The organism is Chromatium okenii (genome assembly GCF_002958735.1).
Classification (GTDB): domain Bacteria; phylum Pseudomonadota; class Gammaproteobacteria; order Chromatiales; family Chromatiaceae; genus Chromatium; species Chromatium okenii_A.
This window is the reverse complement of record NZ_PPGH01000017.1, coordinates 1-12,382: the sequence shown is the minus strand read 5'-3', so window position 1 is coordinate 12,382 and position 12,382 is coordinate 1. Positions and strand designations below refer to the sequence as shown.

The following is a 12,382-nucleotide window of genomic DNA, read 5'->3' as shown; positions in this document are numbered from 1 at the left end:
TGGTTCAAACAGCAGCATTTCGATCAGCATGTTCAGGATGGGCGAGCGGCGCTGGCGCTGGAATTGGGACGCGCCGGGTTGCCGGATAAAGCCCGTTTGGATGCGCTGGCGCAGCGGTCTAACTATCGGCGCGGTGACGAATTATTAGGCCGCATTGGCAGCGGCGATGTTGCAGCGGGCACATTGCGCGGCAGCTTGAACCGAAAATCGAGCCGTCGAAAACCTCGAATCGCGTCTGCCGAAACCTAAAACAATGGCGCGGCACGAAAAACCGGCGCGGGCGATGTGGTGGTAGAAGGCGTTGATGATTTGATGACGCAGATCGCGCAGTGCTGCAAACCGGTTCCTGATGACGACATCATCGGCTTTGTGACTCGTGGACGCGGCGTCACCATTCATCGGAAAAACTGCCACAATTTGCGTCACTTCCGCCCGCCGAGGCCGAGCGATTGCTGCAAGTACGCTGGGCAACGCCCAGCCGACGCAGGCGCTGTATCCAGTTGATTTATTTGTGATTGCTGCCGACCGCAAAGGGTTATTGCGCGATGTGTCGTCGGTGTTTTCGGATGCGGATGTGGACGTGGTGGGCGTGAATACCCATTCGGATCGGACACTGCCTGCGCGACGATGCACTTCATCATTGAAATTAAAAACATGCAGCAGCTCGGTCAACTCAACAATCGGTTGCAGCAGATTCCAGATGTATTGGAAGTGCGGCGGTCTTAAATCCGATACTTTTTCTTGAACAACGGTAGGTTGGGTTGCGCTGTTGGCAACCCAAAACTTGCGCTAACATCAATACGATAAATTGAACTGTCATTGAGCAATCAAGGCAGTTTTTTCATGCCTCAGCGGTTGGTGATGTTGGGTTGACTGCATTAACCTAACCTACAATCTGCTAATAGAGCATTATTTATATGACCCAGAACAATTCATTGCCAAATGGCAAATCTCCACCTTGAAAGAACGCTCTGGTTCACAGGAGCATTTTATTGATTTGTGTCGATTATTAAATGAGCTAACGCCAGCGGAAATTGATCCGGTTGGTGCGTGTTTTGCTTTGAACGCGGCGCGAAAAAAACCACGGCAGCGATGGCTGGGCGGATGTGTGGAAACGCAATTGCTTTGGTTGGGAATACAAAGGCAAACGCAAAAACTTGAATGAAGCCTTTGTCCAACTGCATCGCTACGCCCCAGCATTAGAAAATCCGCCGTTGTTAATTGTTTCCGATATGGAACGGATTATTATTCATACCGCATTTAATGGGACGGTTTCTAAAGAACATGTGTTGCAGTTGGATGATTTACGCAATCCTGACAAATTAAAGTTATTAAAATGGGCATTTTCTGAACGGAGCGTTTGCGCCCCACGCTCACCACTGCGGCATTAACGGAAGACGCGGCGCGACAATTTGGTCAATTGGCGCAAACATTATGTGAACGTGGTCACGATACCAACAGGTCGCGCATTTTTGCCAGCAAATTCTGTTTTGTTTTTTCGCTGATGAATTGGTTTATTGCCAATCAATTGTTTAGTGAATTATTGAAAAACGGGCAGAAGCGTTTGGAACATTTGCCGCAAACACTCACTAATTTATTTAATACAATGGCAACTGGTGGATTCTTTGGGAATGATCCGGTTGATTGGTTTAATGGCAGATTATTTGATGCCGCTGCGCCGCTGCCATTAACCCGCGATGATGTGCGCGTATTGCGGGAATTGGCGCAGTTAAATTGGCAGCCATTGAACCGAGTATTTTCGGTACATTATTCGAGCGCGGATTGGATCCCAATCAACGTGAACAACTCGGTGCGCATTACACCGATCCGGCATCAATTATGCAGCTGGTTAATCCGGTGGTGCTTGATCCATTGCGCGAAGAATGGCGTCTGCAACAGATTGAATTGCTGCATTAATGAAAAAGCGGATGCAGCAAAATCAGCAAGCGCCCGCACAAAGCAATTAAATCTGCGCAAGCATTGCTATCAACGGTATTTGAACGGTTGCGAAATTTTCGCGTCCTTGATCCTGCTTGCGGTTCGGGAAACTTTTTATTATTGACATTGCGCGGTTTGAAAGATTTGGAACACGAGGTGATTTTAGAATCTGAGCGTTTAGGATTGCGCGCAGCTTTATAGCGGTCGGGCCAGAAAATGTGCTGGGCATTGAATTGAATTCCTATGCAGCAGAATTGGCGCGAGTGACGGTGTGGATTGGTGAAATTCAATGGATGCTGAATCACGGTTTTTTCATTGGCAAAAAACCAATTTTGAAAAACCATCAATATTATTGACCAACGTGATGCAGTGGTGAATGCGGATGGCTCGGAACCGAATTGGCCAGCCGCTGATGTGATTGTCGGCAATCCGCCTTTTTTGGGTGATAAACGAATGCTCGGTGCAATGGGTGATGATAATGTCAAACGACTGCGCAATTGTTATCAGGGACGCATTCCGGGCGGTGCGGATTTGGTGACGTATTGGTTTGAAAAGGCGCGAGCGCAGATTGAAATGGGAAAAGAACGCTGCTGGTTTAGTATCAACCACTCAATTCGTGGTGGAGCAAATCGTCAAGTATTGGAACGCATTTGTGCAACGACGACCATTTTTAATGCGTGGTCAGATGAGCCTTGGATTAACAGCGGCGCTGCGGTGCGCGTCAGTTTGATTTGCTTTGGAATACAGCATTAAAGCCAGTGTTGAATGGTGAAAAAGTTGCAGCAATTTATGCAGATTTAACGGCTAGCACAAATGAAGTAACGTCGGATTTAACCGGCGCTAAAACATTGGCTGAAAATGCTGGCGTTGCTTTTCAAGGCGTATTGCAAGTTGGAGAATTTGATATTGCTGGTGATTTGGCACGGAAATGGTTGTTGTCACCGAATCCACATGGAAAACCGAATAGTGATGTATTACGTCCGGGCTGGAACGGTTTAGATGTTGTGCGGCGCAATCGTGATATTTGGATGATTGATTTTGGTTGTGGAATGCCAGAAAAACAGCGGCATTGTATGAAATGCCATTCGGTTATATTTTAGATCGTATTAAACCCGTGCGTGACAACGTTCGACGTGATAATCATCGCAAGTATTGGTGGCAGTATGGAGAAGCGCGTCCGGGAATGCGAAAAGCGTTAAAAGATATTTCGCGCTACATCATTACTCCATTGGTGGCAAAAACATCTTATTTTTACATTTGCACCAGTCAGCGTTTTACCTTACAGCGCAACTCCAGCAATTACCCGTTCTGATGACACCACCTTTGGCATTTTACATTCACTTTTTCATAAATTATGGACATTGCGGATGTGTACTTACCACTGTTCAGGTAATTAATCCGCGCTATACACCGACCACGACATTTGAGACTTTTCCTTTTCCAACTGGATTAACGCCAGCGAATACTGGCAGCGGAATTGAAACTTTAGACAGCGTGCAATTATTCCAACGGTTGCAACTGAATACCGAGATCACGCAGTCGCTATTGCTGAGGCAGCATTTCAATTAAATCAATTGCGTGAGAATTGGTTAAATCCGCCAGAATGGATTGAGCGAGTGCCGGAAGTGGTGGCGGGTTATCCTGATCGAATCATTGCTAAACCCGCATTTGCTGCGCAATTAAAACAGCGCACTCTGACCAATTTGTATAATAAAAAACCAGCATGGCTGGTGAATGCAAATGTCAAACTAGATCAGGCAGTCGCCGCAGCTTATGGCTGGGAAAATGACGCAGCGGAATTGAATGAAGCGGAGATTTTGCAGCGATTATTAGCGTTGAATCTGGCGCGGGGAAATGCGCTTGATTTAGTGGTTGACATTGGTTTGTTGGCGTGTTTTGCTCTTTATCAAGAGGTGTCGAAACTTCATGCAGCGGAACTCGCACTCGTTAGATAAGCGACTTTTTATACCTTCTCAGTTTAAGCTCTTGAACGTCGGGAGTGTGGTAAATAACTGAGAACTCAGAAATAGCCACACGGTTCTGTAGCCGTTTCGACCCTCCCGGCAGTCCAAGCCATTTTGGATAAACCATTGTGTCGAAACAATTACAGAGGTTCCGTTATGGAAACCAGTAATACTCTCATTCCCGTTCCATTCCGCAATACAACCCTTTTCCTCGTTGACATCGACGGCGTTCCGTACACGCCAATGAAACCCATCGTCGAGGGCATGGGAATTTCATGGCAAGGGCAGCATGAAAAACTTAATGAAAACAAAGGGCGATGGGGTGTCAAGATTATCTTGATACCCACGTCAGGTGGACAACAGGAGATGTTTTGCCTTCCGCTCCGCAAGCTCCCCGGCTGGCTGATGACCATTCACTCGAATAAAGTAAAGGCAGACATTCGTGAGACCGTCATTGCTTATCAGAATGAATGTGATGATGCGCTCTGGGATTATTGGACGCAGGGGCAGGCAATCAATCCACGCAATACAACATCAGATCACGCTTTCATTAGCAGAGAACTGGCTATTGCGATTATATTGCTGAAGCAGCGGCGCGAATGTTGCGCATGTCAGACACCAGTAAGATTCGGATGCTGACGAAGATCGCTCAGAGTGAACACATTTCACCTGCTTTTCTTTCCGATTATGTCGATGAACCACTGGTCAGAGCGATTACGCCGCTATTGAAAGAGATGAGGAGTCCGCTTTTTCATCACGTTGCCAAGACGGTCAATCCCGCATTGGAAGCAATGGGCATTCTGGAACATCTTTCCCGCAAGAGCACCGGCAACACGATTAAAAAGTTTTGGAGCTTGACCGAGGAGGGTTTGAAATACGGGCGCAATGAAACCAGTCCGAATAATCCCCGCGAGACGCAGCCGCTGTTTTTCGTGGAGCGTTTTCCTGAGTTATTAGCGCGATTGGATGCGTATATCAATCCACAATCCTTGCCGCTTTAAATCCCCCCCAACCCCCATTTTTCAAAGGGGGGCTTTTATTTCCCCGCTTTCTGATGGGCTTTTATTTCTCATTTTCCGCTGGGCTTTTATTTCTCTCTTTAGCGAAAATGCAGGCGATTATTTCACTCTGTGAAAAAGGCTTTTCTTTTCCCCCCTTTGAAAAAGGGGGGCAGGGGGGATTTAAATTGCCAGCGACGCGCAATCAACGTGCTCAGATTTCAGGGTTTCGCTATGATTGTCGGTCGTACAACACGCATCTAATCACCTTTAGGAATTTCAAGAGATTATCGCCGATGACCACGACACTCGCTGCCCGCGTTCAGGCCGTCAAGCCCTCCGCCACTCTCGCTATCACCGCTCGCGCCAAAGCTCTTCGCGCTGCCGGAAAAGATGTGATTGGACTGGGAGCCGGTGAACCCGATTTTGATACGCCAGAACACATCAAAGATGCTGCCATCGCTGCGATCAATGCGGTTTTACCAAATACACTGCCGTCGATGGCACGCCCGAACTCAAACAAGCGGTGATTGATAAATTCAAACGTGAGAATGGTTTCGATTACGCCGCCGAGCAGATTCTGGTCTCCTGCGGCGGTAAGCAAAGTTTCTTCAATCTCGCGCAGGCACTGCTCAATCCCTGCGATGAAGTGATTATTCCTGCGCCTTATTGGGTGTCGTATCCCGATATGGTGCTATTGGCGAGCGCCATTCCCGTGCTCATTCACGCTGGCGCAGATCAAGCATTCAAAATCACACCGGACCAATTAGAAGCAGCAATCACCGCCAAAACGCGATTGATCTGATTAACAGCCCGTCGAATCCGACTGGCATGGCGTACACCCGCGATGAACTCGCCGCGCTCGGCGCAGTGCTGCGCGAACATCCGAATGTGATCATCGCCACTGATGACATGTACGAACACATTCGCTGGAGTACGGAACCATTTGTCAACATTCTGCATGTGTGTCCTGATCTCACGCCGCGCACCTTGGTACTCAACGGCGTGTCCAAAGCGTATTCGATGACCGGCTGGCGCATTGGTTACGCTGCGGGACCGACCGACATCATCAAAGCGATGACTAAAATCCATCGCAGAGCACCTCGAATCCCACGTCCATTTCTCAGGTTGCCGCACTCGCTGCGCTGCAAGGTCCACAAGACTGCATCGGCGTCATGCTTGCCGCATTCAAAGCGCGTCACGATGTCGTCGTTGAGCGACTCAACCAAATTCCCGGCATCAACTGCCTGCCCACCGACGGCACGTTTTATGTGTTTCCCAGCGTTCACGGCATGATCGAACAATTGCCCGGCATCAATAACGATGTGGAATTAGCCGAGCATTTGATTGAAAACGCTGGCGTGGCGCTGGTTCCCGGCACTGAATTTGGTTTATCCGGTCACATCCGTATTTCCATCGCCACCAGTCAAAGCAATTTAGATCAAGCGTTAGAACGCATTGCGCGGATGGTCGGTTGATGAACACACTCCCGCTGGTTTCGGCATGGCGATTAGTCGGGTTGATAGTGGTGATGAGCCAGCTTGCGGGCTGCGCTGGTTTGACCAATCTCACCCGCCCGTGGACTGCGCCGGAAGTGGCGCTGCTGCAATTGCAACCGAAAGCGTTGGGACTGACGCGGCAGGTATTGGTCGCAACGCTCGCCGTCAAAAATCCCAACGACCGCACCCTGCCGATCAAAGCGATGACTTATCGCATCGGTTTGGAAGGACAGGATGTAGCCGAAGGTGGCGGGGCGCTGGCGCAACAAATTCCGGCATTTGGCTCGGCAACGGTGGACGTGGAAGTGAATGGCAGTTTATTAACGCTCATTCAGCAATTGCCGGTATTGGCACTGAAAAACCGTCCACTTGATTGGAACATTGCGGGCACTGTAACCATTGCTGACGGCTTAATCACTCTGCCTTATCGCTATTCGGGTAAAATTGATCCGCAGCAATTGCGCACCGGAATTAAACCAACGTTATAACGACGGATTTTAATCGCTTCTAGTATTGCGCTAGAAGCGATTGAGTCTATTCAGCTTTCAAGTTACGTCTATTGCTTGAAATGAATTCATGGGAAGCTGAGAAATTATTCTTTGAGGAGCGAGGCAGTTGAAAAAAGTCATTAGTTATCAGTTGACGATTGTCGGTAAAAACAGCGTTGTTACTGACAACTGAAAACTGCCCACTAAAACCGACCTGCTGCCGCATTTGTTTACCGAGGAACTTTGCCATCACCAGCCAAGTGGATCGCATTTCAGACTGCGCCGATGTCTTGATGTGTGACTGTCCTGCTACTGCGTCATCAGACGCGCTCGCTTTGCCAGTGCTCAACGCTGACTTGACTGCGCCCGATCTTGCGCCGCCATCACAACCACTCATTTCCGTATTTCCACTGGTGATTCACGACACCGCACTGGTGTTGGAAGCTGGCGCGTCTGGCGAAGCATTGGTGCATTGGCATGTGGAAGCAGATGATTATATTGGTTTAAGTCAAGCCTTTGCGGTGACGAGCCCTGCGCCAGCAGCGGTATTACGTCTGCGCCGTGTTCGTGCTGATGGAGGCGCTGATGCTGCCGCCGAAGCGCCAGTGCATCTGACCAGTCATCAAGGCAGCGGTGATCGCAGTTTTGTGGTGGGAAACGAAACGCGCAGTTTGAAGCAGAACTCGGTTTAACCAACGCCACTGGTGGCTGGCTGTTACTCGCCCGTTCCAATCGGCTACTGCTCGGCGCGGGCACTGCGCCACCGCTCGCGCAGGAAATGCCGTTGCCACATTTGGAAGCGCAGCATCGCCAAGTGCGCCGTTGCCATGGTCAATGCTGCGACCGCTGCCGCAATTTCAGCCATTCCTGTCTCATCACTGCGACGGCAACTGCGCTGCCCAATGATCCGCGTTTAGATGCGCCGCAGATGCCACTCGCGCCAACGTTTCCGTTGCCCATCATTGCCGCACCGCTGGCGGTTGCTGACGACAGCAGCAGCGCCGTTGATTCACAACTGCATTTATCCACTGCGCCAGCAATTCATCGAACCGAGCGCCAGCACTGCGCCAGCACCATCGCTTCATTCCGACTTTGCGCTACGGTCGCGCTGTGTCCGAGCGCAGGCGTGATGATTGAAGCCGAATTGCGCATTCACGGCTGGGGTGCGCCCAATTCGGATATTGATCTGTTCGGGCAGCGGTATCGCATCGGACCCGGCGGACGTTTTCAACTGCTGCTGCGCGTGGATGACGCAGCATTACTGGCGGAAATGCTGCGCCAGCATCCACCACCAGAATTAACCTGCGCTCGTTCCTGATTAACCACGCATTTTCATTGCCATATTGCGGATTTCACACCATGTACATCGCCCTGATTAGCGCCGAATGCGCTCCCATCGCCAAAGCTGGCGGCCTCGGCGATTTTGTGCTGGGGCTGGCGCGAGAATTGGTGCGCTGCGGCGAAACCGTAGAAATTGTGCTGCCGTATTACGACGTGCTGGACATAGCGCCGCTTGCTGATTTGCAAGTAGTTTATGAGCAATTGCGCGTACCTTTTCACAACGAATGGATTACTTGCCGTGTGTTTGGCGGCAAATTAACCGAGGTGAATTGCCTGTTCATTGACCCGCAATCAGTGCACGGCTTGTTTCAGCGCCGCCGCATTTATGGCGAACAAGATGACGCCGAGCGGTTCGCCTTTTTTGCGCGAGCAGTGCTGGAATTCATGCTGCAATCTGGGCGACAGCCGGACATTTTGCACTGCAACGACTGGCAAACCGGCTTGATTCCAGTGCTGTTATATGAAGTTTATCAAGCACTTGGTATGAATCGCACTCGCGTTTGCTACACGCTACACAATCTCGGTTATCAAGGCGCGTCAGCGAAACCATTTTGCGGCAAGTCGGACTTGATCCGCAGCGCGTGATGACCGCAGATCGGCTGCGCGATTCGCAAGACGGACGATTGGCAAATCTGCTGCAAGGCGGCATCGTCTATTCCAATTTTGTGAATACGGTATCGCCGCGTTATGCGTGGGAAATTCAGCACACCGAGCAGGGAATGGGTTTGCAGCCATTGCTCAATACCTACGCGCACAAATTCGGCGGCGTGCTCAACGGCATTGATGAAGAGATTTGGAATCCTGAACTTGATCCGCTCATTCCGACCAATTTCGGCGTGGAAACGCTGCCGCGCAAGGCACTCAATCGACAAGCACTGCGCAGTCGGCTGGGATTGCAAACAGTGGACAAACCCATCATGGCCATTGTGACCCGTTTGGATTATCAAAAAGGTGTCGATTTAATTGCACATGGAATTCACGACACGCTGGCACACGGCGGTCAAATTGTGCTTTTGGGCACGGCACTTGATCCGGCAATTGCGGCGCAGTTTGCACAATTAAAACAGGACACTGCGGCGAATCCAGACTGTCATCTCGAATTGGGTTATGACGAAACGCTGGCGCATCTTATTTATGCTGGCGCGGATTTAATGTTAATTCCCAGCCGTTATGAACCCTGCGGTTTAACCCAAATGATCGCCATGAAATACGGCGTGGTTCCAGTGGTACGGCGAGCAGGTGGATTAGCGGATACGGTATTTGATGCGAACTATTCGGATCAACCGTTTGAACTGCGCAATGGTTATGTCTTTGATGAATTAACTACTGCCGGATTAGAAAGTGCGCTGCGCCGGGCGCTGGGTTTATGGCATGGCTACCCGGAATACTTTTGGCAATTGCGCGTGAATGGAATGCGTAGTGATTTATCGTGGCGACGACCTGCCAGCGTTATCTGGCGATTTACGCGCAATTGCGAGCGACCGTTTAAATCCGAAATTGTCCAATACTGATTTGCAATTCAACTGCCAGCCGTGTCAACGCATCGCTGGCTTGAGCAATGTGCTTTGAGCCGTGAGCAGTTTGATCGACCGTGCCAGAAATCACATGGATATTGCGATTGATTTCTTCAGCGACTGCCGTTTGTTCTTCAGCGGCACTGGCAATTTGCGTATTTAAGTCGTTAATTTCAATGATTGAATCGCTAATGGTTTTGAAAGAAGTTCCCGCTTGACGCGCTTGATTCACGCCACAACCAACCTGCATTTGACTACGCGCAATCGTCGCCACTGCACCTACTGCGCCGCTTTGCACCCGCTCAATTTTGGCTTGAATATCCGCAATGGATGATTGGGTACGGCTCGCAAGCATTCGCACTTCTGCGGCAACGACTGCAAAACCGCGTCCCTGTTCACCAGCTCGCGCTGCTTCAATCGCTGCATTGAGCGCCAGCAAATTGGTTTGCTCGGCGATGGCGCGAATCACATCCAACACCGCACCGATTTCGCGGCTGTCATCCGACAACTGCGCGATGACGATTCCAGCCTGCGCAATTTCTGCTGCCAGCATTTCAATCGCAACGATGGTTTGCTGTGCCATGTGATCGCCAGCCTCCGCTGCCTGCGCGGTCTGTTTGCTTTTTGGCTTTGCGTGGCAGTGGCGGTGTAACGCGCTACTTCTTCAACCGTCGCCGTCATTTGATTAATCGCCGTCGCAACCTGATCCGTTTCTGATTGTTCTGCCACGATTTGCCGATTAGTTTCGGCGCTGTTGACTGCGAGTTCTTCTGCTGCTGCGCCCATCTGTGCCGCTGCGCCAGCAGTTTGAATCACGAGCTGGTGGATTTTGTCGACAAACAAGTTAAACGCACGGGCAAATTCAGCCAGTTCATTGCGACCATCAACATCCAAGCGCCGCGTTAAATCGCCATCGCCGTGCGCAATCGCTTGCAAATTGGCCACAGTGAGACGAATCGGCGCAGTAATGGTGCGAGCAATTAACCCAGCCAGCGCCAATCCAATCAGCAGCAGCAGCCCGCCCGTGCCGAGGATATACAGCAGCGTGTGCTGGTGCGCTGCTACTGCCGCACTGCGATCAATGAGCAGTTCCAAAATGCCGACCGGTTTGCCAGAGAAATCATTGATGACGCGCCCGTAAGCCACTGCCGGATGCCCTGATAATCAAGCTGGCGCAGCAGCACTTCGCCGGTGATGCCGCTTTGCAACTGTTCCGCAGTAAACGCGCTACCGCCGTCAATCGTTCCGGCAAAAGGTTTAAAGCCATTTTTATCAATCACTTGCAGTGCTACATCGGCATTAAAATTCTGTTTAAACCGCTCGAAAAAGGTTTGATCGAACGACAAGCCAAATTCCACAACGCCAACGGATGCCCTTGATAATTCACCGGTTCCACGCCGCGCACACCTAGCCCAGCAACGCCATTTTCTAAACCGCTCACCGGTTTGTGGTGCGATTGGCTTCAACGATGGTTTGGCGAATCGCGGACAGATCATCACCAAATTTTTCCGGCAGGTGCACCCGCAAAAAGGAAGTTGCTGGCGCAGTGAGAAATTGGAATTGCCGCACCCCATTTTGATCGCGCATGTGTTTGAACATCGGCAGGGTCAATTCGGCGGCGAGCGCGGTCGCTTCTGCAAAGGCTTGTTGCACTTCTGGAATTTGCGCTACCGCAGCAACATGCTTGAGCGCGTTCACCCTGTTCGATGATGGCATTGCTCAGAGAAAAATATAAATCGTCAAGATGACGACGTTCGGCATGGTCAGTCAGCGTGGTTAATTGCGATAACACGAGCGGCAAATTGATGCCAATGGTGAGCACCAGCAATAGGGTTGAGCCAATGAGCACTCTCGCCCCAATTTTTAAGTTTTTCAGCATGTTAAATTGTATCTCCTCATCTTTTTTAATTTAATTTTTGCCGCATAAAACGGCGGATTCCGCCTATTGCGCAGCAACAAATCGGGCTGCGCCTAGCAATGGCGTGTGCGGTTGTAAAATAACCCGTACTGGCATTTGCTGCATCAATGGCGTCATGCGCCCTTTATCAAAAAAACCTTCTAAAAATGCGCCGTTACGCAGCATCTCCAGATTTTTTAAACGCAATGCCGCCGCCGAGAAAAACGCCGCCCAGCGCCATTTGTTTCAGTGCCACATTGCCCACTTCGCGCCCATACAACGCAAAAAACAACTGCATCGTGTCCACGCACACTGGACATCGGCGCGCTGCCGCCGAGCTTGTCCACTGCCGCGCAGCCGTGTCGCCACCTTCCGCAATTGCCAGTTGCAACCAAGGTGGCGTGGTCGTGCGTTGCGAATGCACCAGCATGAATTCGTCTCAAGCATATACCCATTCCAGAAACCACGCGCTCCCAGCTCACGGTCCGAAACGTGAGTGCAGATGCGACAGCAGCGCAAATTCTAATTCAGTCGTCGGCGCAAAATCTGCGTGACCGCCTTCGGTGGCAAACGGGTGATGACGGATTCCATCCCAATATAGTCCGGCTTGTCCCAATCCAGTGCCCGCTGCAACGACACACGCATTGCCCACAGCATGAGGATCGCCCGATGCAGCACGGCTAAAATCATGCGGCCAGAGTGCGCCCACGCCCCATGCCACTGCTTCCAAATCGTTAAGTAGA

The 12,382-nt window shown here is 50.7% G+C and carries 20 protein-coding genes and 4 pseudogenes; 18 read left to right on the top strand and 6 right to left on the bottom strand.

Translation table 11 applies throughout. From position 1 onward, the window contains the following. From relA to CXB77_RS24355, 18 genes and pseudogenes are all read left to right on the top strand, one after another. A pseudogene (relA, locus tag CXB77_RS20975) lies at positions 1-249 on the top strand (GTP diphosphokinase); the annotation flags it as partial. A 127-nt stretch (positions 250-376) separates the two neighbouring features. Continuing rightward, on the top strand, positions 377-745 hold the full coding sequence (locus tag CXB77_RS24360) for an ACT domain-containing protein (protein ID WP_431520700.1): 369 nt from the start codon (positions 377-379) through the stop codon (positions 743-745). Positions 746-1,106: 361 nt separating this feature from the next. Next, positions 1,107-1,391, top strand: coding sequence for a hypothetical protein (locus tag CXB77_RS20185; RefSeq protein WP_197710974.1), 285 nt, complete (start codon positions 1,107-1,109; stop codon positions 1,389-1,391). Positions 1,392-1,734: 343 nt separating this feature from the next. Further along, the gene (locus tag CXB77_RS20180; protein WP_197710973.1) at positions 1,735-1,917 is read left to right on the top strand and encodes a type IIL restriction-modification enzyme MmeI; all 183 of its coding nucleotides are present in this window, start codon (positions 1,735-1,737) and stop codon (positions 1,915-1,917) included. Between the two features lie 63 nt (positions 1,918-1,980). After that, complete coding sequence (locus CXB77_RS23505) at positions 1,981-2,139, top strand: DNA methyltransferase (protein WP_347338041.1); 159 nt, start codon at positions 1,981-1,983, stop codon at positions 2,137-2,139. A gap of 17 nt (positions 2,140-2,156) precedes the next feature. Beyond that, complete coding sequence (locus CXB77_RS20175) at positions 2,157-2,294, top strand: hypothetical protein (protein WP_197710972.1); 138 nt, start codon at positions 2,157-2,159, stop codon at positions 2,292-2,294. A 16-nt stretch (positions 2,295-2,310) separates the two neighbouring features. Then, the gene (locus tag CXB77_RS20170; protein WP_197710971.1) at positions 2,311-2,691 is read left to right on the top strand and encodes a class I SAM-dependent DNA methyltransferase; all 381 of its coding nucleotides are present in this window, start codon (positions 2,311-2,313) and stop codon (positions 2,689-2,691) included. Then, positions 2,670-3,038 (top strand): hypothetical protein, encoded by a 369-nt coding sequence (locus CXB77_RS20165; RefSeq protein WP_197710970.1) that lies wholly within the window; start codon positions 2,670-2,672, stop codon positions 3,036-3,038. Before CXB77_RS20170 ends, CXB77_RS20165 begins: the two co-directional genes overlap by 22 nt. Then, a complete protein-coding gene (locus tag CXB77_RS20160) occupies positions 3,017-3,250 on the top strand; it encodes a hypothetical protein (protein ID WP_197710969.1) in 234 nt (77 codons plus the stop codon). Before CXB77_RS20165 ends, CXB77_RS20160 begins: the two co-directional genes overlap by 22 nt. After that, positions 3,250-3,507: a hypothetical protein gene (locus tag CXB77_RS20155; RefSeq protein WP_197710968.1), complete on the top strand. Its 258-nt coding sequence runs from the start codon at positions 3,250-3,252 to the stop codon at positions 3,505-3,507. Before CXB77_RS20160 ends, CXB77_RS20155 begins: the two co-directional genes overlap by 1 nt. A 5-nt stretch (positions 3,508-3,512) precedes the next feature. Continuing rightward, positions 3,513-3,893 carry a hypothetical protein gene (locus CXB77_RS20150; protein ID WP_197710967.1) on the top strand — a complete coding sequence of 127 codons (381 nt, stop codon included), beginning with the start codon at positions 3,513-3,515 and terminating at the stop codon, positions 3,891-3,893. A gap of 165 nt (positions 3,894-4,058) precedes the next feature. Then, positions 4,059-4,541, top strand: coding sequence for a phage antirepressor N-terminal domain-containing protein (locus tag CXB77_RS03030; protein ID WP_105072742.1), 483 nt, complete (start codon positions 4,059-4,061; stop codon positions 4,539-4,541). Then, positions 4,511-4,903: a hypothetical protein gene (locus CXB77_RS03025; RefSeq protein ID WP_146108664.1), complete on the top strand. Its 393-nt coding sequence runs from the start codon at positions 4,511-4,513 to the stop codon at positions 4,901-4,903. Before CXB77_RS03030 ends, CXB77_RS03025 begins: the two co-directional genes overlap by 31 nt. Before the next feature lie 293 nt (positions 4,904-5,196). Further along, positions 5,197-6,378, top strand: a pseudogene (locus CXB77_RS03020) (pyridoxal phosphate-dependent aminotransferase). After that, entirely contained in the window at positions 6,378-6,887 is a 510-nt protein-coding gene (locus tag CXB77_RS03015; RefSeq protein ID WP_105072740.1) for an LEA type 2 family protein, read from the top strand. The pseudogene CXB77_RS03020 and the gene CXB77_RS03015 overlap by 1 nt, the downstream one beginning before the upstream one ends. A gap of 176 nt (positions 6,888-7,063) precedes the next feature. Further along, the gene (locus CXB77_RS03010) at positions 7,064-7,579 is read left to right on the top strand and encodes a hypothetical protein (protein WP_146108663.1); all 516 of its coding nucleotides are present in this window, start codon (positions 7,064-7,066) and stop codon (positions 7,577-7,579) included. An 86-nt stretch (positions 7,580-7,665) separates the two neighbouring features. Beyond that, positions 7,666-8,205: a hypothetical protein gene (locus tag CXB77_RS03005; protein ID WP_105072738.1), complete on the top strand. Its 540-nt coding sequence runs from the start codon at positions 7,666-7,668 to the stop codon at positions 8,203-8,205. Positions 8,206-8,246: 41 nt separating this feature from the next. Further along, positions 8,247-9,739, top strand: a pseudogene (locus CXB77_RS24355) (glycogen synthase). On the opposite strand, the gene CXB77_RS20960 reads toward CXB77_RS24355, so the two are convergent. The 6 genes and pseudogenes from CXB77_RS20960 to CXB77_RS02990 form a co-directional block, all read right to left on the bottom strand. Then, complete coding sequence (locus CXB77_RS20960; RefSeq protein WP_146108662.1) at positions 9,714-10,325, bottom strand: methyl-accepting chemotaxis protein; 612 nt, start codon at positions 10,323-10,325, stop codon at positions 9,714-9,716. The pseudogene CXB77_RS24355 and the gene CXB77_RS20960 overlap by 26 nt on opposite strands. Then, positions 10,208-10,837, bottom strand: a complete 630-nt coding sequence (locus CXB77_RS20955) for a HAMP domain-containing protein (protein ID WP_172452502.1) — start codon at positions 10,835-10,837, stop codon at positions 10,208-10,210. The genes CXB77_RS20960 and CXB77_RS20955 overlap by 118 nt, the downstream gene beginning before the upstream one ends. Next, positions 10,804-11,088, bottom strand: a complete 285-nt coding sequence (locus CXB77_RS20950) for a hypothetical protein (RefSeq protein WP_146108660.1) — start codon at positions 11,086-11,088, stop codon at positions 10,804-10,806. Before CXB77_RS20950 ends, CXB77_RS20955 begins: the two co-directional genes overlap by 34 nt. A gap of 91 nt (positions 11,089-11,179) precedes the next feature. Further along, positions 11,180-11,440, bottom strand: a complete 261-nt coding sequence (locus CXB77_RS20945) for a cache domain-containing protein (protein ID WP_172452501.1) — start codon at positions 11,438-11,440, stop codon at positions 11,180-11,182. Between the two features lie 244 nt (positions 11,441-11,684). Then, the gene (locus CXB77_RS22805) at positions 11,685-11,825 is read right to left on the bottom strand and encodes a glucokinase (protein WP_277949336.1); all 141 of its coding nucleotides are present in this window, start codon (positions 11,823-11,825) and stop codon (positions 11,685-11,687) included. Beyond that, positions 11,815-12,348 (bottom strand): annotated as a pseudogene (locus tag CXB77_RS02990) (glucokinase). Before CXB77_RS02990 ends, CXB77_RS22805 begins: the two are co-directional and overlap by 11 nt. Positions 12,349-12,382 lie beyond the last annotated feature (34 nt).

Bases quoted from the DNA above. Each gene is read 5' to 3' on its own strand.
- CXB77_RS20160 (WP_197710969.1), top strand. From the start codon at position 3,017: ATGCCATTCGGTTATATTTTAGATCGTATTAAACCCGTGCGTGACAAC.
- CXB77_RS20155 (WP_197710968.1), top strand. From the start codon at position 3,250: ATGACACCACCTTTGGCATTTTACATTCACTTTTTCATAAATTATGGA.
- CXB77_RS03030 (WP_105072742.1), top strand. From the start codon at position 4,059: ATGGAAACCAGTAATACTCTCATTCCCGTTCCATTCCGCAATACAACC.
- CXB77_RS03025 (WP_146108664.1), top strand. From the start codon at position 4,511: ATGTCAGACACCAGTAAGATTCGGATGCTGACGAAGATCGCTCAGAGT.
- CXB77_RS03015 (WP_105072740.1), top strand. From the start codon at position 6,378: ATGAACACACTCCCGCTGGTTTCGGCATGGCGATTAGTCGGGTTGATA.
- CXB77_RS03005 (WP_105072738.1), top strand. From the start codon at position 7,666: ATGCCGTTGCCACATTTGGAAGCGCAGCATCGCCAAGTGCGCCGTTGC.
- CXB77_RS20960 (WP_146108662.1), bottom strand. From the start codon at position 10,325: ATGGCACAGCAAACCATCGTTGCGATTGAAATGCTGGCAGCAGAAATT.
- CXB77_RS22805 (WP_277949336.1), bottom strand. From the start codon at position 11,825: ATGCTGCGTAACGGCGCATTTTTAGAAGGTTTTTTTGATAAAGGGCGC.